At 71.2% G+C, this 19,431-nt stretch carries 17 protein-coding genes and 1 tRNA gene; 9 read left to right on the top strand and 9 right to left on the bottom strand.

Annotated elements, in window-relative coordinates; translation table 11 throughout:
• Nucleotides 1-155 precede the first annotated feature (155 nt).
• Nucleotides 156-929 (bottom strand): protein phosphatase 2C domain-containing protein, encoded by a 774-nt coding sequence (locus ACFYZR_RS11360; protein WP_391908312.1) that lies wholly within the window; start codon nucleotides 927-929, stop codon nucleotides 156-158.
• A 171-nt stretch (nucleotides 930-1,100) separates the two neighbouring features.
• On the opposite strand from ACFYZR_RS11360, the gene ACFYZR_RS11355 reads away from it, so the two are divergent.
• The 5 genes from ACFYZR_RS11355 to ACFYZR_RS11335 are packed head-to-tail and all read left to right on the top strand — an operon-like array spanning nucleotide 1,101 to nucleotide 6,978.
• The gene (locus ACFYZR_RS11355) at nucleotides 1,101-3,995 is read left to right on the top strand and encodes a nitrate- and nitrite sensing domain-containing protein (protein WP_391908309.1); all 2,895 of its coding nucleotides are present in this window, start codon (nucleotides 1,101-1,103) and stop codon (nucleotides 3,993-3,995) included.
• Nucleotides 3,992-4,552 (top strand): roadblock/LC7 domain-containing protein, encoded by a 561-nt coding sequence (locus ACFYZR_RS11350; protein WP_391908307.1) that lies wholly within the window; start codon nucleotides 3,992-3,994, stop codon nucleotides 4,550-4,552. Before ACFYZR_RS11355 ends, ACFYZR_RS11350 begins: the two co-directional genes overlap by 4 nt.
• Entirely contained in the window at nucleotides 4,549-5,010 is a 462-nt protein-coding gene (locus ACFYZR_RS11345; protein WP_391908304.1) for a DUF742 domain-containing protein, read from the top strand. The genes ACFYZR_RS11350 and ACFYZR_RS11345 overlap by 4 nt, the downstream gene beginning before the upstream one ends.
• A complete protein-coding gene (locus tag ACFYZR_RS11340) occupies nucleotides 4,991-5,731 on the top strand; it encodes an ATP/GTP-binding protein (protein WP_391908301.1) in 741 nt (246 codons plus the stop codon). Before ACFYZR_RS11345 ends, ACFYZR_RS11340 begins: the two co-directional genes overlap by 20 nt.
• Nucleotides 5,713-6,978: a styrene monooxygenase/indole monooxygenase family protein gene (locus ACFYZR_RS11335; RefSeq protein WP_391908298.1), complete on the top strand. Its 1,266-nt coding sequence runs from the start codon at nucleotides 5,713-5,715 to the stop codon at nucleotides 6,976-6,978. The genes ACFYZR_RS11340 and ACFYZR_RS11335 overlap by 19 nt, the downstream gene beginning before the upstream one ends.
• On the opposite strand, the gene ACFYZR_RS11330 is transcribed toward ACFYZR_RS11335, so the two are convergent.
• The 5 genes from ACFYZR_RS11330 to ACFYZR_RS11310 all read right to left on the bottom strand — a co-directional run bounded on the left by ACFYZR_RS11330 (nucleotide 6,936) and on the right by ACFYZR_RS11310 (nucleotide 11,166).
• A complete protein-coding gene (locus tag ACFYZR_RS11330; RefSeq protein ID WP_391908296.1) occupies nucleotides 6,936-8,084 on the bottom strand; it encodes an NlpC/P60 family protein in 1,149 nt (382 codons plus the stop codon). The genes ACFYZR_RS11335 and ACFYZR_RS11330 overlap by 43 nt on opposite strands.
• 172 nt (nucleotides 8,085-8,256) lie before the next feature.
• A complete protein-coding gene (locus ACFYZR_RS11325; RefSeq protein WP_391908293.1) occupies nucleotides 8,257-8,574 on the bottom strand; it encodes a hypothetical protein in 318 nt (105 codons plus the stop codon).
• Nucleotides 8,575-8,598: 24 nt separating this feature from the next.
• Nucleotides 8,599-9,354, bottom strand: coding sequence for an AAA family ATPase (locus ACFYZR_RS11320; RefSeq protein ID WP_391908290.1), 756 nt, complete (start codon nucleotides 9,352-9,354; stop codon nucleotides 8,599-8,601).
• 57 nt (nucleotides 9,355-9,411) lie between these two features.
• The gene (locus ACFYZR_RS11315) at nucleotides 9,412-10,134 is read right to left on the bottom strand and encodes a TetR/AcrR family transcriptional regulator (RefSeq protein WP_391908287.1); all 723 of its coding nucleotides are present in this window, start codon (nucleotides 10,132-10,134) and stop codon (nucleotides 9,412-9,414) included.
• 93 nt (nucleotides 10,135-10,227) lie between these two features.
• Nucleotides 10,228-11,166 carry a diiron oxygenase gene (locus ACFYZR_RS11310; RefSeq protein WP_391908285.1) on the bottom strand — a complete coding sequence of 313 codons (939 nt, stop codon included), beginning with the start codon at nucleotides 11,164-11,166 and terminating at the stop codon, nucleotides 10,228-10,230.
• Nucleotides 11,167-11,420: 254 nt separating this feature from the next.
• Here ACFYZR_RS11310 and ACFYZR_RS11305 point away from each other — a divergent pair, with 254 nt between their 5' ends.
• Nucleotides 11,421-12,542: a diiron oxygenase gene (locus tag ACFYZR_RS11305; RefSeq protein WP_391908282.1), complete on the top strand. Its 1,122-nt coding sequence runs from the start codon at nucleotides 11,421-11,423 to the stop codon at nucleotides 12,540-12,542.
• A 151-nt stretch (nucleotides 12,543-12,693) separates the two neighbouring features.
• Entirely contained in the window at nucleotides 12,694-13,557 is an 864-nt protein-coding gene (locus ACFYZR_RS11300; RefSeq protein WP_391908280.1) for a polysaccharide deacetylase family protein, read from the top strand.
• A 318-nt stretch (nucleotides 13,558-13,875) separates the two neighbouring features.
• Here the strand turns inward: ACFYZR_RS11300 and ACFYZR_RS11295 are convergent, their stop codons facing one another.
• From ACFYZR_RS11295 to ACFYZR_RS11285, 3 genes are all read right to left on the bottom strand, one after another.
• On the bottom strand, nucleotides 13,876-14,790 hold the full coding sequence (locus tag ACFYZR_RS11295; protein ID WP_391908278.1) for a hypothetical protein: 915 nt from the start codon (nucleotides 14,788-14,790) through the stop codon (nucleotides 13,876-13,878).
• A gap of 379 nt (nucleotides 14,791-15,169) precedes the next feature.
• Nucleotides 15,170-17,449, bottom strand: a complete 2,280-nt coding sequence (locus tag ACFYZR_RS11290) for an NACHT domain-containing protein (protein ID WP_391908275.1) — start codon at nucleotides 17,447-17,449, stop codon at nucleotides 15,170-15,172.
• Nucleotides 17,450-17,889: 440 nt separating this feature from the next.
• Nucleotides 17,890-17,961 (bottom strand) — tRNA-Arg (locus ACFYZR_RS11285).
• Between the two features lie 128 nt (nucleotides 17,962-18,089).
• On the opposite strand from ACFYZR_RS11285, the gene ACFYZR_RS11280 reads away from it, so the two are divergent.
• On the top strand, nucleotides 18,090-18,566 hold the full coding sequence (locus tag ACFYZR_RS11280) for a PleD family two-component system response regulator (RefSeq protein WP_391908272.1): 477 nt from the start codon (nucleotides 18,090-18,092) through the stop codon (nucleotides 18,564-18,566).
• Nucleotides 18,567-18,610: 44 nt separating this feature from the next.
• Nucleotides 18,611-19,429, top strand: coding sequence for an ArgS-related anticodon-binding protein NrtL (nrtL, locus tag ACFYZR_RS11275; RefSeq protein WP_391908269.1), 819 nt, complete (start codon nucleotides 18,611-18,613; stop codon nucleotides 19,427-19,429).
• Nucleotides 19,430-19,431 lie beyond the last annotated feature (2 nt).

Here is a 19,431-nt window from a genome sequence, read left to right as displayed (position 1 = left end):
CGACTGTGGGGGCACCTCCCAGTGGCGGCTGGGCCGGGAGCGTGGTCCGGCCGCTGCGGGCCGGTGGGGGCTGGTCGCGCCCACGCGGCGGTAGCCGCATATCGACACGGCCCCGCGCCCCTTCGGGGCGCGCTCCTTACAGGGCCCGCCCCGCCTCACAGCTCCGCGTAGAGCGCCGCCGCGTCGTCATGCGGCTTGCCCCGGCGGAACGCGCGGCCGTCCGGGTCGGCCAGCTCCGCCTCCCGGACGCGGTCGATCAGCGCCTGCGGGCCCTCCTTCGCCAGGAGCGCGAAACAGTCCGCCCAGCGCCCCTGCCGGAAGACCTCAACCCAGCGCGCCGCGCCGTCCGTGAGCGCAGCCAGCGCGCGGACGTCCCCGCGCGCCGTCGTGCCCGTGACCGCGCGGGCGCTCACCGCCGGATCGGCCGCGGCCGTGAAGAAACCGCCCTCCGTATTGCGCTGGGCGTCCGTCACCCGCCCGGCGGCGGCCAGCCGGGCGATGCGGTCGTCCAGGACGGCCGACACCGTGCCGTCCGCCCCCTCGATCAGCAGCGCCGAGTCGGACAGCACCAGGTGCTCCACCGACTCCGCGTCCCAGCGCGCCACCACCACCGTCGCCTGCGGAGTGAGCCGGCGCGTCAGGTCGCAGGTCTCCCGATGGGCGTCCGCCGTACGGGAGATGGCGGCCGACAGGCAGTCCGCCAGGGTCATCTCGCGCCGCGAGGCGGCGAGTTCCAGCAGCGCCCCGCCCAGCCGCGCCGTGAACCACGGCACCCCGTGCGCGCACCCCGACTCCCCGGCCGGCGGCGGCGTCACCCCGTCCAGCAGCACCAGGGCCCCGCCCTGCCCGCCGGCGGGCAGGGCGACGGACGCGAAATCCTCGTTCGGACGGCCCGGATCCCCTGGCTGGGTGGAGAGTTCGATGCGCATGCGACCAGTGTGCCGGATGCCCGAATTTCCTTGCCCGTTGACGCGCATCCTTCCGGCGTGCTCGGCGGTTGATGTGGTGGGGCACTTGCCGGGGGGAAACGCGGCGGGTGACACCCGGAAGGGGCCACCAGCGGGATGTCGCCGGCGGGTGGAGCGGAAGACCAGAGCAGAATGCGAGCACCGGTGCGCAAGAAGCGGCTTCGCGGCGGCACGCGCGAACAGCAGACCACAGGAGTGCCGGAGCGCACCGCCCGCGTACGCAACAGGCTCATCGCCTCCGTCGCCGTCGTCTCGCTCGGAGCCCTCGGCGCGGGCGCCTTCGGCATCGCCGACGCCATACGGGACCTCACCGACTCCCGCCGCCTGGCCGGGCAGGCCACCACCGCGAGCGGCGCCGTCGCCCTCGCCCACGCCCTCGCCGACGAGCGCGACACCATGACCGAGTACGTGGCCGGCGGCCGTACCGACGCGGGCGGGGCGGGCGCGGCCTCGGAGGAGCAACGGGCCGGAGTGGACCGGCAGATCGACGAGTTCCGCGCGAGCGCCCCCGAATCCCTGCGCCGCCGCCTCGCCGCCCTGCCCGAGCTGCGCCGCCGCGCCCTGGCCGGGCCCGACGACGCCCTCGCCGTCTTCACCGCCTACACCGCCACCGTCCAGGCCCTCCACGCCGTGGAGACCGGGCTCGTCCAGCGGCTGCCCGGCCGGGCCCGGCCCGGTGAGGCCGTCGCGCTGCCCGCCCTCGGCCGGGCCGTCGAGGAGGCCTCCGCCACCCGCGGGCTGTTCCTCGCCGCCCTGGCGGCCCGCGGCGCCGCCCAGACGCCGCTCCTGGCCGCCGCCCAGCAGCGGCGCCTGAAGGAGGAGGCCGCCCTCGACGACTTCCGCCAGCTGGCCCCCGCCGGGCTGCGCGCCGAATACGCCCGTACCGTCGCCGGCCCCCAGACCACCGCCGCCGAGGCCCGGCTGACCCGGCTGGCCGCCCGGCCCCAGGCCGTCGCCGCCGAGCCGGAGCGGCCCGGGACGGTACGGGGGCAGCTCACCGCCCGCGTCGACCAGATGCGGGAGCTCGAATCCGGCCTCGGCACCGAGGAGATGGCCCGCCTCGCCGGCCTGCGGGAACACGACACCACCGCGCTGGAGGTGCGCGGCGCGCTCGCCGCGCTCGCCTTCCTCGTCATCCTCGGCACCGGAGTGCAGTCCGCCCGCTCGGTGACCCGGCCGCTCGCCGCGCTCCGCCTCGGGGCGCGCCGCGTCTGCGCCGACCCGGTGGACAAGGAACCGGTCGCCTTCCGGGGCCGCGACGACGAGTTCGCCGAGGTCGCCCGCTCCGTCAACGTCCTGCACGGCACGATCGTCCGGCTGCGCGAGCGCGTCGCCCTGCTGGAGGGCGAGCGCAACCGCCTCGACGTGGCCCGCCAGGACCTCGCCGACGAGCGCGACGCGCTGCGCGCCCGCTGCCAGGAGATCGACGACCGGATGAGCGGGCTCTCCGGCCGGGTCCACGCCACCTTCGTCAGCCTCTCCCGCCGCACCCTCGGCCTGGTCGAGCGGCAGCTGACCGTCATCGAGTCCATGGAGGCCCACGAGGCCGACCCGGACCGGCTGGAGGTGCTCTTCAAGCTCGACCACCTCGCCACCCGGATGCGCCGCCACAACGAGAACCTCCTCACCCTCGCCGGCGCCGACCACCACAGCACCCACTCCGGCCCCGTGCCCCTGCTGGACATCCTGCGGGCGGCCGTCAGCGAGATCGAGCGGTACGAGCGCGTCCGGATCCACTCCCTGCCCGCCCGCGCCCAGCTCGCCGGGTTCGCCGCCGACGACGTCAGCCACCTCGTCGCCGAACTGCTGGAGAACGCCACGACGTTCTCGCCCCCGGACGTCCAGGTCCAGGTCTCCGGCTGGCTCCTGGAGAACGGCGAGGTCATGCTCTCCATCCAGGACGAGGGCATCGGCATGCCGCCCGAGCGGCTCGACGAGCTCAATGCCCTCCTCGCCGAAGCCGATCCGGACCCGCGCGGCACCGGATTCGGGGAACAGGGCGACCCCGTCATGGGCCTCGGCCTGTACGTCGTCGCCCGGCTCGCCGCCCGCCACGGCGTCCGCGTCAAGCTGCGCGAACAGCGCCCCGGCGGCATCACCGCCGTCGTCGTCCTGCCCGGCCACCTGCTGCCCGCCGAGCCACCGGCCGCCGCGACCGACCCCGCCGGGAACCGGCTCCCGGGCGCCGTACGGACAGCGCCCCACACCGACCTGCCCGGCGTGGTCGCCGAGGTCAACTCCCATACGCTGCACGGCCGCTCCCACCCCCAGGGCCCGCCCCCGCCCGTGGTGCCCGGACCCCGGCGCTCGGGCCCCTGGGCCCAGCAGGACGAGCACACCATCCAGCTCACCACCGTGCGCAGGCCCGCACCCGCACCGGACGAACCACGCCCGGCGCCACCACACTCGCCCACGTCGCATCCGGCGCCACCCCACTCCGCCACGCCGTATCCGGCGGCTCCGTACCCGGCGTCACCCCACTCGGCGTCACCCCACTCGGCCGGACGGCACTCCCGGAGCGCCACGCCCCCGCCCGCCGCCCCGGCTTCGCCTGCGGCCCCGGCCCCGGCCCCGGCTCCGGCCCCCGTCCCGGAGCCCCGCTGGCAGTGGTCCGCCCGACCCGCGCCCGCCCACGGGGCCGTGGGGCCGGAGGCGGGGCCCTCGGGGCCCTCGACGGCGGCCGGCGCGGCACCGGCCGGCCCGGCGATGGCACCGCCCCCACCGGGCTACGGCGCCACGGACGTACCCGGCATGACCGGCAACGGCCTGCCCAAGCGCACCCCCCGGGTCGTGGCCCGCAAGCCCGTGCCGCTCAGCGTCCGCCAGGGCGTCGACGCGGAGGCGCTCCGCCGCAAGCTGGCCGGCTTCCAGCAGGGCGCGCGCGACGGACGCCGGGACGTGGAAGCGGAGTTGACGCATACGACGGGGTTGACGGGACGTGATCACGGCGCGCGTGATCGTGGTACAGATCGGAACCGAACGGGGGCGCCGGACGAGGGCGGCACTGTCGAGGAGGCACGCGGTTGACTGCATTTTCCCAGGGGGCGACGCCCGTAACCCCCACCCGCACCACGGGCGTCACCGCCTACGGACTGAGCGAGGAGGCCCGGAGCCTCCACTGGCTGCTCACCGATCTGGTGGAGGAGGTGCCGGGCGTGCGCTCCGTCGCGGTCGTCTCCTCCGACGGACTGCTGCTGCTCTCTTCCGCCCCCGACTCCGCCCCCGACTCCGCCCCCGGCCGGCCGGGCGTGCGCGGCGCGGGCGGGGCGGGCGGGGCGGCGGAGGGGCCGCGCGGCTCCACCGCCGACCTCGCCACCATCGTCGCCGGGCTCGGCAGCCTGACCTCGGGCGCCGCGTCGCTGATGGACGGCGGGCCCGTCAAGCAGACGATGGTCGCGATGGCCGGGGGCGGCCTGTTCGTCATGACCATCAGCGACGGCTCGCTGCTGGGCGTCCACACCGCGCCCGACTGCGACATGGGCGTGGTCGCCTACCACATGGCCCTCTTCGTGGGCCGGGCCGGACACGTCCTGACCCCCGAACTCCGCAGGGAGCTGCGGCAGTCGGTGGAGGCCGCCGGATGAGCACCGCCGCCCCCGTGCTGCGCGCCCCCGCCGGGCCCGTACCGGACCGGCGCACCGCGCGCGTACGCCCGTACTCGCTCACCGGCGGGCGTGGCCGCTGCGGCCATGTGCTGCTCATGGAGACCTTCGTCGCGGCCCTGGCCGACACCGACGACGGCCGGGCCGGTGCCGAGGACGGCCGGGGCGACGCCTGCGGCCCCGGCGCCCTCGCCGGGCCCGGCGGGGCGCTCGCCTCCTGGCTGCTGCCGGAAGTGCGCGCCGTCCTCGGGCTGTGCCGGCGGCTGCGCTCCGTCGCCGAGGTCTCCGCCCTGCTGAGGATGCCGCTGGGCGTGGTCCGCGTCCTCCTCGGCGACCTGGCCGACCAGGGAAGGATCCGCGTCTACGGCACCGGCCACCTCACCGGACGACCCGACCGCGCGCTGCTCGAAAGGGTGCTGAGTGGACTACGCAGGCTCTGACGCGACGGCCCCCCACGACCCGGGACCGGCCCCTGGGGCGGCCCCGGGACCGGGCTCGGGACCGGCCCCGGGCTGGCAGACCGACCTGTCCCGCGCCCCCGCCGCCACCAAGATCGTGATCGCGGGGGGCTTCGGGGTCGGGAAGACCACCTTCGTCGGCTCCGTCTCCGAGATCACCCCACTGCGTACGGAGGCGGTCATGACGACCGCCGGGGAGGACGTGGACGACCACACCGCCGTCCCCGCCAAGACGACGACCACCGTCGCCATGGACTTCGGCCGCATCACCCTCGACGCGGACCTCGTGCTGTACCTGTTCGGCACCCCCGGCCAGCAGCGCTTCTGGTTCATGTGGGACGACGTGGTGCGCGGCGCCATCGGCGCGGTCGTGCTCGTCGACACCCGGCGGCTGGCCGACTCCTTCGCGGCGCTCGACTACTTCGAGAGCTGCCGGCTGCCCTATGTCGTCGCCGTCAACCACTTCGAGGGCACCGCGCGTCACTCTCCCGAGGCGGTGCGCGAGGCCCTGTCGCTGGAGCCGGACGTCCCCGTGATCGCCATGGACGCCCGGCGCCGGATCACCGTCGTGGAGACGCTGCTGACGCTGGTGGGCCGGGCCCTGGAGACCACCCCGGGAGCCGTCTCCCGGGCCGTTCACCGTGCCGCGCCGAGCGCCGCACCCGAGCCGAGCCGAGGCGGGCGTTGCGACGGATCCTCATAGTCGGAGCCGGCCAGTCCGGGCTCCAGCTGGCCCTGGGACTCCAGGCCAAGGGGTACGACGTGACCGTCATGTCGAACCGCACCCCGGAGGAGATCCGCTCCGGCCGGGTCATGTCCACCCAGATGATGTTCCGCACCGCGCTGCGCTACGAGCGCGAGCTCGGCCTCAACTTCTGGGAGGGCCTGGCCCCGCGCGCCCTGGGCGTGGGCTTCTCGGTCGCCGGGACGGTCCCCGGCGTGCCGGGCGTCCAGCGGTCCGTCGACTGGATCGGCCGGCTGGACGGCTACGCCCAGTCCGTCGACCAGCGGGTGAAGATGGCCGGCTGGCTGGACGCCTTCGCCGAGCGCGGCGGCCGGCTCGTCGTCCACGCGGCGGCCGTCTCCGACCTGGACTTCCTTGCCTCCCGCCACGACCTGGTGCTGGTCGCCGCGGGCAAGGGCGAGCTGGTCTCGCTCTTCCGCCGCGACCCCGCGCGCTCCCCGTACACCACGCCGCAGCGCTGCCTCGCGCTCGCCTACGTCCACGGTCTGGGCCCGCGCGCCGAGCACCCGGAGTACGACGCGGCGCGCTGCAGCGTCGTCCCCGGCGTCGGTGAGCTGTGGGTCATCCCCACGCTCACCACCTCCGGCCGGGCCGACATCCTCTTCTGGGAGGGCCTGCCGGGCGGGCCCCTCGACGTCTTCCAGGACGTCGAGGGCCCGGGCGAGCACCTGACGCGGACGCTGGAGCTGCTGGAGTGGTTCGTTCCGTGGGAGTACGGGCGGGCCACCGCCGTGGAGCTGACCGACCGGGGCGCCACGCTGGCCGGGCGCTACGTCCCCGCCGTCCGCGACCCGGTCGGCCGGCTGCCGTCCGGCGGGCTGGTGCTGGGCGTCGGCGACGCGGTCGTCGTCAACGACCCGCTCACCGGGCAGGGCGCCAACTCGGCCGCCAAGTGCGCCGCCTCCTACCTCGCCTCGATCGTGGAGCGGGGCGACGAGCCCTTCGACGCGGAGTGGATGCGGACGGCGTTCGAGCGGTACTGGGCCTCGGCACGTCATGTCACCCGCTGGACCAACACCATGCTCGGCCCCCGGTCCCCGCACATCCGCGCCCTCATCGACGCGGCGGCGGGGCTCCAGCCCGTCGCCGACCGCATCGCCAACGGCTTCGACGACCCCTCGGACTTCGACGACTACTTCTACGACGCGGCGTCGGCGGAGACCTATGTGGCGGAGACGAGGGCGCTGGCGGCGGGCGGGGCGTAGCCGGGCATGGGCGGCTTGCCGGCGTCCGGGCGCACGGCCCCCAGCAGCGGGTTCGCGGCGATGGGGGAGACCTTGACGACGTCGCCGGGGCGCGGGGCCTGCACGACCTGGCCGTGGCCGAGGTAGAGGGCGACGTGCGTGGCGCCCTCGAAGTAGAGGACGAGGTCACCGGGGCGCAGCTGGTTCAGCGGCACCTTGGGCAGCGTCTTCCACTGCTCCTGGCTGGTGCGGGGGATGACGTCCCCGGCGTGGGCCCAGGCCTGGGAGGTGAGCCCGGAGCAGTCGAAGGCGTCCGGGCCCTCCGCGCCCCAGACATAGGGCTTGCCGACCTGCCGGAAGGCGAAGTCGAGGGCCCTGATGCCGTCCTCCGACGGCGCCTGGGCGCCGCTGAGCGCGCCGGAGGCGAGCAGCGCGCGCTGGGCGTCGCCGACGCCGTCGGCCTCCGCGCGGCGCAGCGCGGCCAGCTCCTCGCCGTCGAGCGAGGCCAGCAGCCGCTCCACCTCGCCCAGCCGTTCCTGGACCGCGTCGCGCTGCCGCTTCTGCTCGGCGGCCAGGGTCTGCTGTGCGTTGAGCGCCTCGCGGGCCTCGCGGGCGAGGGCGGCGGCGCGCCGTTCGCCGTCCGTGAGGCGTTCCACGGCGTCGGCCCGGCGGCCGGCGGCGCGTCTGATCTCATGGCCGCGGGCCATGGCCTGCCGGGGGTCGTCGCTGAGCAGGAACTGGACATAGGGGGAGAGGCCCCGGCTGCCCCGGTACTGCTCGCGGGCGATCCGGCCCGCCTCGTCGCGGCCGGCGGTGAGCGCGATCCGGGCGTCGGCCAGTTCCTCGTTGAGCCTGTCGGTCCGGGCGCGCTGCTTCTTCAGCTTGTCGTCGGTCGCGTCATAGGCCTCGGTGGCCTCCTCGGCCTGCCGGTAGAGCGCCCGGAGCCGGGTGAGCAGGGCGCTGACCGGCTGTCCGGGCGGATCGGCGGGGGTCGCGAACGCCTTGGGCGCGGGGGCGGCGGTCAGGGCGAGCACGGCCGTCGCGGTGCTCACGGCCAGCGCCGACGACGCGCGGACGACACGGATGACGCGCACGACACGGACGACGCCCACGAACCGTCCTGACACAGGCTCACCTCCGGGGAGGGGCGTGATCACGCCCGGAAAGTGATCCTGCCATGGACGATATGACTAGTAGGAACGACGTGGACGAAACCGCCCAATGGGCGTCATCGGGGTCACCCGTACGTTGATCCGGCGCGGCGATCGGTCCATGCGGGGCGGGTGGGGTGGGCAGGCCTTATGAGGTTTCTGAGTCCCCCGGGGGTGTCTGGGGCGGCCTGGGCATCTGGGACGGCCGGGACCAGGGCCACTTCAGCTCCATGCCCGGCCTGCCCTCCGGGTCGTACGCGTACTTCCAGCCCTTGGGGAGCCCGAGGCGCCGCGTCACGGCCGCCGGCTCCCGCCGGTAGACGTACACGGTGGGGGCCGCGCCGGGCTCCTCGGCCGGGACCGGCACCTCGTACTTCTTGGGCGGCAGCCCGTTGAGCCCGAGCAGGACGTCCAGCACGCGGCCGTCCAGCGGCCCGCCCTCGAAGGGCGTCTTCTCGCTTCTCACGCCCCCAGTCTCCGTCAGTCCCCGTCAGCCGCGCTCGTCGGCCGGTATGAGGTGCCGCAGATAGGCCTCCGGGTCGCTCAGATAGCGCCGCCAGTGGTCGACCAGCAGCAGATCCCGCCACTCCACGGGCTGGACGCCGTGCTCGCCCACCTCCAGGATCCTGGCGCCGGGAGTGGACGCGAGGACGGGCGAGTGGGTGGCGCAGACGACCTGGGCGCCGGAGCGCCCCAGCCGGTGCATCAGGGAGACCAGCCGCAGACAGGACGCGAAGGACAGCGCGGCCTCCGGCTCGTCCATCACATACAGGCCCGGCTGCCGGAACATCGCCTCGAAGACCGCGAGGAAGCCCTCGCCGTGGCTCATCTCGGAGGTGTTCTCCTCCCAGTACCCGGGCAGGCCCCACACGGTCTCCATCAGGCCGAACGCCGTCTCCGACCGGAGGAAGTACCCCTTCTTCCTCGTGCGCGGGCCGCTCATCATGCGGGCGCCGCGCGCGGTGAGGTCGAGGTGGACACGCTCGCCGAGGACCGTCTTCGGGCGGTCGTTGCCGTACTTCCGCCCGGCCCGGCCGCCGCGCGCGTCCAGCCCGAACCCCTCGGCTATCGCCTCGACGATCGTCGACTTCCCGGAGCCGTTCTCCCCGACGAGGAAGGTGACGGGCGCGTCGAAGACGATCCCGCCGGCCAGCAGCTCCTTCACACAGGGCACCGACCAGGGCCAGGCGTCCGCCTCGTCGTCACCGACGAGCTCGGGCGGTACGTAAGCGCGGTTCACGAGCATGCGTACGAGCGTAGGGGCGGGGTCTGACAACGGCCGGATCCCGGACGTCGGCGCAGGTCAGAGCAGGTGACCGGCGTCCTCCAGCAGCGGGAGCACCCGGCGGGCCAGATCCCCCGCCGGCCCGTCGGCCGGCTCCCGGGACAGCGCCGAGCGCGCCACCGAGGCGGCCTGGGGGTCGCTCGCGCCCGTCGTCACGAGCAGGGCCACGAAATGGTCGACCAGCCAGTCGCGCAGCTCGCCCAGCGGGGGCCGCTTCCCCTCGTCCAGCCAGATCAGCGAGGCGGCCTCGACCGCCGTGATCCATGTCCGCACCATGGTGCGCAGCCGCACCCCCGGCTCGGGCACGGACAGGTGCTTGAGGATCTGCGCGACGGCGGCCCGGCGCACCTCGTCGACGATGGCGCCCGTCCGCGAGGTCTCCGCGACGCTGCCGCCCTGGAGCAGGGCGGCGAAGCCCGCGTCGTGCTCGTCGACGAAGGCGAGGTAGCGGTCGAGGGCCGCGGAGAGCCGGCCCGTGAGCGGGCCGGTCTCGGGCTCGGCGAAGCACTGTTCGAGCTCGTCGGCCGCGCTGCGCAGGGCCGCCTCGTACAACTGCTGCTTGCCGCCGGGGAAGTAGCGGTAGACCAGCGGGCGGGAGACCTTGGCGGCGGCCGCGACGTCGTCGAGCGAGACGTCCTCGGGCACGCGGTGGGCGAACAGGCGGAGAGCGGTGGCGATCAGCTGGGCGCGGCGCTCGGCGACGCCGAGCCTGCGGTAGGAGGTGGTTCCGCTGCCGGTCATGGATCGCAGCGTAACGGGCCGGACTCCGGCGGCAGAGGGCGTCGGGGCCGGGGGGGCGCCGAGGGGCGTAGGGGGCGTCGGGGGAGTCGGGAGTCAGGCCAGCAGCCCGGAGCTGCGCCACAGCCGCCGCCCCGCCCCGCGCAGCAGGCCGATCTCGTCCAGGAAGCCCGTCAGGCGCTCGGCGCCGGCCCGCATCACCTCGCGGCGGTGGCCGCTGGCCCGGACCTGGGCCACGGCCTCGCGGCGGTCCAGCCCCACGTTCGTATAGACCAGCGGGTTGATGAACGCGGCCGTGAAGACGCGGGCCGCCTCGCCCGTGCTCACGCGCGTCAGCTCCGCCTCCCAGCGCGGGCACGAGGTCATCTGCCGCCGCAGCTCCTCCCGCGCGTAGCGGACGTGGCGGGCCTCCTCGACGACGTGGATGCGGGTGACGCCGCGGACGAGCGTCTGGACGCGCTCGTCGGGGAAGGTCAGCCGCTGCATGTGGTCGAGGATCTCCTCGCCCAGCAGGGTGCAGGCGAAGGAACCCGGTGTGGTGGAGACGGTCTTGAGGACCCGGGCGAGGTTGTGGTGGCGGCGGGCGACGGGGTAGGCGGGGGCGCCGACCTTGTCGATCATCCGGGCGAACATCTTCGAGTGCCGGCACTCATCGGCGATCTCGGTCAGCGCGTAGTTGACGTGGGAGCTGGTCACGGGCTTGTCGTAGATGTGCCGGACCAGCAGCTGCATCAGGATGACCTCGAACCAGATGCCGAGGGAGGCGAGCGAGGCTATCTCGTGCCGGGAGAGGTCCATCCGCTGCTCCTCCGGCATCCGCCGCCACAGCGGGGTGCCGTAGAGGGAGACCAGCTCCGGCGGGCAGTACCACTTGCCGGGCTCCAGGGGAGCGGCCCAGTCGAGGTCGGTGTCGGGGTCGAAGGAGTGCCGGGCGGAGGACTCGAGCAGCCGCTGGGCGACCAGCTCACGGTCCTTGAGCGGGCCGAGCGCGTCGCGGGCGCCGGGGACACCGCTGGTATCGGGGACGGTCGCCATGACGGAAGCCACCTCAGGTCTCTGAACGTCTCTGAAGGTCTCTTGATTCTTCGGACTACCGGCGGTACGCCCTTATGAGACTACTTGTCAGCAAGCCCGTCAAGGGTTGCGGAAACGCTCCCGCCGCCCCTTCGAAGGGACCCCTCGAACGGCTCATTGACCCGGCGGTAACCCCGTGTGAGCCTTCAGAGGAGTCATCAAAAGAGTCATATGACCTGCCCGACAGTGCTGATGACACAGTGCTGATGAAGCCGATGAGCGAGGGACAGGAGGCGTCCACGATGACGCGCGACCTCTACCGCCACGACCCCGGCCCGTCCGTCTGGGAGGTCCCCGCGACGGGGGCGGCACGCTTCAGCTGGGACTACGACGAGGGCCGTGAACGGCTCCTGGCCCTCTACCAGAAGGGCAAGGACAAACAGTGGGACGGCACCAAGCGCATCGACTGGGACCTGGAGGTCGACCCGTACGACCCGCTCGGCGTGCCCGACGAGAACCTCGTCGTCTTCGGCACGCCCTACTGGGACAAGATGAGCGAGCACAACAGGCGTGATCTGCGCCGCCATTACGCATCCTGGAACTTCAGCCAGTTCCTCCACGGCGAACAGGGGGCGCTGGTGTGCGCGACCCGCATCGTGGAGGCCGTCCCCGACCTGGACGCGAAGTTCTACGCCGCCACCCAGGCGATGGACGAGGCCCGGCACGTGGAGGTCTACGGCCGGTTCCTCCAGGAGAAGATCGGCATGGTCTACCCGGTCAACCCCAGCCTCCGCTCGCTGCTGGAGGACACCCTGCGGGACTCCCGCTGGGACATGCCCTCGCTGGGGATGCAGGTACTGATCGAAGGACTCGCCCTCGCGGCCTTCGGAATGCTGCGCGACTCGACGGAGAAACCGCTGCCGAAACAGATCCTCGCCTACGTCATGCAGGACGAGGCCCGGCATGTGGCCTTCGGTCGTATGGCGCTGCGCGAGTACTACAAACAGTTGTCCGATGCCGAATTGCGCGATCGCGAGGAATTCGTCATCGAGGGCTGCTATCTGATGCGCGACCGGCTGCGCGGCGAGGAGGTCCTCGCCGACTTCGGTGTGCCGGCGGCGGACGCGGTGGAGCTGAGCGAGCGCTCCGAATTCCTCCAGATCTTCCGGAAGTTGCTGTTCAGCCGCATTGTGCCGTGTGTGAAGGACATCGGCCTGTGGGGCGAGAGGCTCCAGCGTGCCTACGCGGACATGGGGGTGTTCGAGATGGGCGACGCCAGCCTCGACCAACTCATGTCCCAGGACGAGGAGATCGCCGAACAACTCGACGCCCGCCGTTTCGCGGCGGAGGAAGCGGCCCGCACGGAAGAGGTCACCCGGACGATCGCGGAAGGGTAACGGTAGTGGGGCTACCGGGAACTTTACAGAGGAGTCGTGCCTGTCCTGTCTGAATTCTGTGAGCGATGCCGTGTTACGGAACGTTTTGCGGTACATCGCCGTCCTACGCGGGCAGGAATGGACTCAGCTGCGCGAGGGGGTGTGGGAAGTCATGACGCGATTGACGGCCCGTAGGCGGCATCTGGTGATTGTGGCGGGAGGGCTGATCGCCCTCGCGGGGGTGATATCGGGCACCGTGGCCGTGGCCACCGAGGGCTCGGGGAACTCCCGGGGTGAGGAAACGATCGCCCAGGGCCCGACGCCGACCCCGGACGGCAAGGGCGCCACCCCGCCCCCGCCGACCACACCGGGCACGCCGGCCACACCCGCCACGTCCACCCCGAACGCGTCCCCGACCGGCCCGGTCTCCCCGGAGATCGTCCACGAGACGGAGACCGGCGGAAAGACCGTGGCCCTCACCATCGACGACGGCCCCGACCCCAAGTGGACCCCGAAGACCCTGGAACTGCTGAAGAGGTCCGGCATCAAGGCCACCTTCTGCATGATCGGCCCCCAGGCCAAGGCCCGCCCCGACCTCGTCAAACAGGTCCTCGCCGACGGCCACCGCCTCTGCGACCACTCCGTCGACCACAACACCGCCATGGACAAACGCTCCGAGGACTACCAGAAGCAGCAGATCCTCGACGCCAAGAAGATGATCGAGGACGCGGCCGGCGGCGGCCCTGCCGGAACGATCCGCTACTACCGCGCCCCCGGCGGCGCCTTCACCCCGTACAGCCGCCACCTGGCCGCCGACAGCGGCATGCGCCCCCTCGGCTGGGACGTCGACACCCGCGACTGGCAACGCCCGGGCGTGGACCGCATCATGGAAAACATCAAACGCGAACTCCCCAACGGCCCCATCATCCTCTTCCACGACGGCGGCGGAGACCGCAGCCAGAGCGTCGAGGCCCTGGCCCGCTGCATCGACTGGCTGAAGGGCGAGGGCTACGGGTTCGGGTTCCCGAAGGTGTGAGAGCGGCACGCCAGGTCCACGCCGGCTCAGAGGCCGCACCTATCTGTGCGGCCTCTAAACGGACGATGCGGACCCGGACGTACGGCTGGCCAGGTTCGGGTCATCGTCAACGGGCTGTCCCGGTATCAGGTGGTGACACGGGCGGGGAGGCGTTGCGAAGAGCAGCGGTGAGCTGACCACACACCCGAGAGCGCTGTTCGGCGTCGCAATCGGTCATGAGCGCCCGTAGATGCCGTATAACGACGATGTCCCGTACTGCCCTCGCCAGACCGAGAAGCGCATACGAGGCCGCGACCAGCGCGAACGCTGCTTCGGCGCTCATCGGAGGTACTCCTCGCGGTGCGTGGCTGTGAGCTGCTCCTCGCTGATTACGTCGTAAGGGATGGTGCATCGTGGGAGCCTGCGGATCACCACCCTGCTCGGCCCCAGGTCCAGATTGCCGAGGAAGCTTTCCGTCGTAGCGCACACCAAGCTGGCTGGCTGAGCGGTGAGGCCACTGCGCCGGAGGAGCGATGCCATCTCCTCGACACTCGCGGCACAGCACCATTCGACGACCAGGTCGCTGTAGCCGTGGGTGTAGGAGTTCGCGAAGCCGTGAGCCTTGGCGGCCCGGTTGAGAAGCCGCGGGCGCCGCAGCATTCTGCTGAGCAGGTAGTCGCGAGCGAAACTCCTCTCGCGCTGTCGTGATCCGCTCTGCCACGAGGAAAGATCGGGCTCTTCCGAGCCATGGAGCCGACGTGGGGACTTGCGCCACATGGCCAGTTCGCCGCGCCGACCTTGGGGCAAGCGGAGGCGCTCGCCCGCAGGCTGTGTGATGCGCAGAGCCGCCCTTCCGGAGACGTCTTCGAGAACCAGCTGTCCTGCCCGGTCCCGGGGCCGGAGGCCGGGCACCCCCTCGAGACCACCGTATTCCCAGTCCACACGGGGCAGTAGAGCAGCGATGACGTGGTTGGCCATGACCGGATGCAGTTGAAGGTCGAGTGAATCCGATGAGGGCTCGGCCTTTACGACTCCGAGAACGGAGCCATCGAGCTGATGGTCACGGAAAGTGTTGGCGAGTGTGTTGGCCGCGAACGCCTCGAGTTGGCGCTGAGGCGCCGACGAGGCATCGGGCACAGGCTGATGTGGGGAGATGAGACCTTCACGAGCCCACTTCCTGCAACGACCGAGCGGCACCCCAGTGGCTCCGGCGCACGCCTTGGCAGCCCGTTCCCTGTTGCTGGTGTTGGACATATGACGTCCTCCGCGCTGTCCGGCTCAGCGATCAGAGGCAGGTCGCTACGTCCTGCAAATGACTGTAGGTGGCACGGCGGCCTCGTGAGAGTCCTCTGGCTCGCCCGGGGAGATGCCGGAATCCCACGGGGGTCAAGAGCGCTGCCTCCGAGCAGGCAGGAAGCCAGCGTAAATCCTCTGTGGGTTGTGCGGCAATGAGCCATGCCTGGTGTTCGCCGAGCGATGTTCGGGCGCGTGCTCGGCGCCTTGCCACTGCTCGCGGCTGTAGGAGCTCCAGTCACCTTGCTGGAGCAGGCAGCGCGAACATCCCTTGACGCTTTGGCCGGGGCTGTAACACCTGAGTGTTACAGCCCCTCAGCGGAGGAGCGTCTCCGCTCGCCTAGTCGAGGATGCTGTCGGTGCTCGACTGAGGGGCCTGGAGGATCCGCCGTACCCGGCTTGCCATGCCCCGAACCGGGAGGTAAATACGGGTGCCGCTGGACCGGGCGGTGGCGATGAGTCCCGCCCCGGTCAGCCTTTGAACAGCCTCCGGGACGAGTTCCCGGTGCTTGGCGTCCAAGCCACGGAAGAGCGCAGACTCTTTCCGCCCCGTGCCGCGCTGGGCATATATCTTCTTCAATATCGTGAGCAGGACCTTGTTCATTGGTGTCGTCTTCAGGGCGAGGATGCCCTTGGCCGTCGACATCTGGGCATCGAACTGGGCCACTTCGCAGTCGATGAAGCGATCTGCCTGGAGTGCCGACCATCCGGCTACTCCTGTCATTTGCCCAATGAGACAGTTCTGAAAGTGCGGGAGTGTGTATCCGCTGTAGTCAGTGAGGTCCAACTCCTGGATCACACAATCCTGGAAGCTCAGCCAGTCGTAGCTCTTGGCATCGGCGGTCAGTGAGAAGCTGCGAAGCTCGATCTCGTGCAGGGAGATGGACGTGCGGGGCTCATCCTCGGGCCAGAGCCGCGCGGCAACTCGGACGATATCCGCGATGACGGCGTCCGAGACTCCCTGGCGTTGGAAAGCAGTGGCGGATGAGTACGAACCCCCCGAACTCACGGCTCCCTCCTCTCCAAGCCGTACTGCGGCGACATCAAGGCCGACCTCGTCCAAGCAGGCGACGCTGCTCGTTAGCTCCAATAGCGGGTTTGCCGTGTTTGGATCGAGGATGCATGCCACGACATCGCCGGCCCGGGCGGCGTCGGCGAGCGAGATGTCGACGAAGCGCCGTGAACCGTCGACGCTGTCCATGGCGCCGAGCCCGGGAAGCCGTTGCAAGAGTTGGTAGGACCCCTCGTCTGGGGCGTAGCCGCACACCGACTGGAAGACGGACGTTAGCTCGTTTTGCGATATGGGCCCCAGGCCGTCGGTGGAGCGTCGAGCCTGTGTAGCGAGCCGCTCCAGCACCTTCCGGACAGTGAACCCATCAACCCCCATCTCCATGCTGGCTTCCCGTTCGGCGATGCGGTCCAGCATCATGTGCCAGCCTTCACCTGCGGAGCGGCCGAACGTCCCCTCGATGGATCCGTGGAGCGCGCTCGACGAGCCCAGGTAGCTCAGGAGGAGAGGGCGCGAGGGCAGCCAGTCCGGTAGGGCGTCGTGCCATCCGTAGGCATTGAGGATCTCCTTCGCCTGCTCTTCCGTAGGCTCGCCCGCCATCAGAAAGAGAGAGTTCTTGCGGGCGCCGAGCGCGCTGCGCATCTCCTGCTCGCTGTCGAAGAAATGAGCTCGTCCGGCTAGAACGATGGAGGTTGAGGAGCGGGACTCGTCGCAGAACCGGCGCACAAGTTCTACAGACCGGCGGCGAATGTCGCGCATCGCCGATGTTTTTCCGATCCATCCAGGCGTCGCGATCTCGTCGAAGCCGTCCAGGATGAGGGTCACCTCGCCCGAGCGCCATGCGCGGACCAGCTGGGAGGGCGTGGGGAACCCGATGGCGCGGGCGTGGCGCTCCAGGGCCTCGACGGGCAGGATTTGGCCCTGGTGATCGCGCAGGTTGAGCAGGATGGGGAAGGGCCGGATCAGGTTCTTGCTATGAGCCTTGGCCAAGCGCTGATATAGCTCGCGGAGGAACATGCTCTTGCCGGCACCGTAGTCTCCATACAGGAGGATGGATCTGCCGTCTTTGAGCTGCTGAGCCACACGATCGACCGTGAACGGTTCACTGGTTCCGCTTTCTACAGGGTCGACCGCTACGTAAGGCTTAAGGTCGCTGTAGTCGCCACTGCTCGGCTCGCGCGCGCTGCCGAAGGGGTAGGACGCACGCAGCTCCAGGTATCGCAAAGAGTCGACGAGCTGGCCTCGAAGCTGGGCGAAGCTGCACGCGATGAGTGGAGGCCCGAAACTCTTGATGACTGTGCGTTGGTCAGCGGTGGGTTCGTCGCGCGTGACAAAGAAACCCTTGATGGACTTGAACGGGTGCTGGCGTGCCATAGCCATACACGCCTCACGGAGCTTCTTGCCGTCTTTCTCTGCCTTGTCCTTGCGACGGGAGACCGTGCACTCGACTATGGTGACCGAGTCCGGCCCTACGAAGACGCCGTCGCGTTCGGCGGTGCCGATGTAGGTGGAGCCCTGAAACTCGTTCTCCGGAGCGAAGAGCGCGCGGGATATGCGCAAGACCTCGGCCTCGAACTCGGACTCTTCCTGCTGCTTCTCGTCCGCTGGCACCAGGGCCCCCTCCCGATCGTGTGTCTTGCCTCACATTGTATGTGCCGACCGGGGGGGCTTGATCGCTGATTCGATGCTTGGTTCATGCGCTGTGACGCCGCACGCGTCGGAGCCCCACGGTCCAAGTTGTGCGAGAGCGGTCATAGCCCCACATGTTTCGGCGCGACGTCAGGTGCTCGCTGGTTGAACGCCAGGATGCCCGTAGCAGGGGTCGTCCGGCGTGTCGATAACTCGCCCGAAGTGGTCCACAGGCGCTATCGCCGATGCGTGGGCCGTCTGGAAGCCCCGAGAGAGACCTGAACAACTAGGGCTGACTACGGGAAGCTCTCTCGCTATCGGCGTCAAAAACTCGAAAGCCCGACACACTAAGACAGTGTATCGGGCTTTCGATCAAGGCACTCGCCTGGTCTCGCATCGACTTTTTGGATGTGACAGGCCAGTGCCCCCGGCAGGATTCGAACCTGCGCACACGGCTCCGGAGGCCGTTGCTCTATCCCCTGAGCTACGGGGGCGTGTCGGCCGGTTCGCGGTCTCGCTCGCGGCGACGGGTAGAACACTACCAGCTCCGGGAGGGTGCCCTGCAACCTTGATCGAAAAGAGGTGGGGAGAGGGGGCCGGGGGTCGCTCGGGAGGGGTGGAAGTGGGGAAAAGCCGGACGCGGGGTCGGGGGCGCGCCTACTCTCGGGGTGTGCCTGGCTTGTCCGGCCGGGTCCTTGTTGTGGACGACAACAAGGTCATCCGGCAGTTGATCAGGGTCAACCTCGAGCTGGAGGGCTTTGAGGTCGTGACCGCGGCCGATGGTGCCGAGTGTCTGGAGATCGTGCACCGGGTGCGTCCCGATGCGGTGACCCTGGATGTCGTGATGCCCCGGCTCGACGGGCTGAACACGGCCGCCCGGCTGCGTGCCGACGCGCGGACGCGGGACATCCCGATCGCGATCATCAGCGCCTGCACCCCCTATGAGATCGAGAGCGGCTGGTCCGCCGGGGCGGACGCGTTCCTGCCCAAGCCGTTCGAGCCGGCGGAGATGGTCCGGCTGGTGCGGAGGCTGGTGGGACGGCCGGAGGGGGAGGGGGCGGCGGGGGACGCCGAGCCCGTCGTCCGTCCCGCAGGGTGAAACCGGTTCGCGGAGTGCCGCACCTTCTCCCCTAGGCTTGCCTTGTGACCCCCGCCGATCTCTCCCGCACCGTGTTGCACACCGTGCGCCGCGCCGTCGAGGACGACGAGCTGCGCGCGCCCGTGCCGGAGCGGGTCAGCGTGCGGGTGCCCCCCCGCCCCGGCTGCGGGGACTACGCCACCAACGTGGCCCTGCAGCTCGCCAAGGGCGGTGACCGTCCCGCACTGGAGATCGCTGAGGTGTTGCGGCGCCGGCTTGTCGCCCGGCCCGGCATCGCCCGCGTCGACATCGCCGGGCCCGGCTTCCTCAACATCACCCTCGACGCGGCCTCCGGTGAGGAGATCGTCCGGGAGGTGCTGGAGACCGAGTTCTCGGGGGAGGCGTTGGCGTTGAGGCCCCTGGGCGCAGAAGAGGTCGCGCGGCTCGGTTCCGACGCCGCTCGGTGGAGTCTGCTCTCTCCCCCCGGCCTCGACCGGTCGCTGCTGCTCGTGCAGAAGGACAGCAATCCGCTGTTCCGGGTCCGCTACGCCCACTCCCGGAGCCGGGCCTTGCAGCGCAATGCGCACGACCTCGGGTTCGGACCGTCCGTCGGTCCCCTCGACCGCACCGCCGACACCCTCCTCGGCGCCCTCGCCGACCACGCGCGCATCACCGCCGCCCGCGCCCCCGAACGGCTCGCCCGGCACCTGGAGCGGACCGCCGACGCCTTCCTGAGATGGCAGGCCGGCTGCTCCGTCCTGCCCCGCAGTGACGAGAAACCCTTGGCCGTTCACCGCGCCCGCCTGGCCCTCGCCGAGGCCACGGGCAAGGTGCTGGCCAACGGCCTGACCCAGCTCGGCATCACCGCACCCGCACACCTGTAACA

This window comes from Streptomyces sp. NPDC001678, from assembly GCF_042892945.1.
GTDB lineage: Bacteria > Actinomycetota > Actinomycetes > Streptomycetales > Streptomycetaceae > Streptomyces.
Note: the sequence above shows the minus strand (reverse complement) of the source record. Positions and strands in the feature narration are given on the sequence as shown.

Bases quoted from the DNA above. Each gene is read 5' to 3' on its own strand.
- ACFYZR_RS11360 (WP_391908312.1), bottom strand. From the start codon at position 929: ATGCGCATCGAACTCTCCACCCAGCCAGGGGATCCGGGCCGTCCGAAC.
- ACFYZR_RS11355 (WP_391908309.1), top strand. From the start codon at position 1,101: ATGCGAGCACCGGTGCGCAAGAAGCGGCTTCGCGGCGGCACGCGCGAA.
- ACFYZR_RS11345 (WP_391908304.1), top strand. From the start codon at position 4,549: ATGAGCACCGCCGCCCCCGTGCTGCGCGCCCCCGCCGGGCCCGTACCG.
- ACFYZR_RS11320 (WP_391908290.1), bottom strand. From the start codon at position 9,354: ATGCTCGTGAACCGCGCTTACGTACCGCCCGAGCTCGTCGGTGACGAC.
- ACFYZR_RS11315 (WP_391908287.1), bottom strand. From the start codon at position 10,134: ATGACCGGCAGCGGAACCACCTCCTACCGCAGGCTCGGCGTCGCCGAG.
- ACFYZR_RS11310 (WP_391908285.1), bottom strand. From the start codon at position 11,166: ATGGCGACCGTCCCCGATACCAGCGGTGTCCCCGGCGCCCGCGACGCG.
- ACFYZR_RS11305 (WP_391908282.1), top strand. From the start codon at position 11,421: ATGAGCGAGGGACAGGAGGCGTCCACGATGACGCGCGACCTCTACCGC.
- ACFYZR_RS11300 (WP_391908280.1), top strand. From the start codon at position 12,694: ATGACGCGATTGACGGCCCGTAGGCGGCATCTGGTGATTGTGGCGGGA.
- ACFYZR_RS11295 (WP_391908278.1), bottom strand. From the start codon at position 14,790: ATGTCCAACACCAGCAACAGGGAACGGGCTGCCAAGGCGTGCGCCGGA.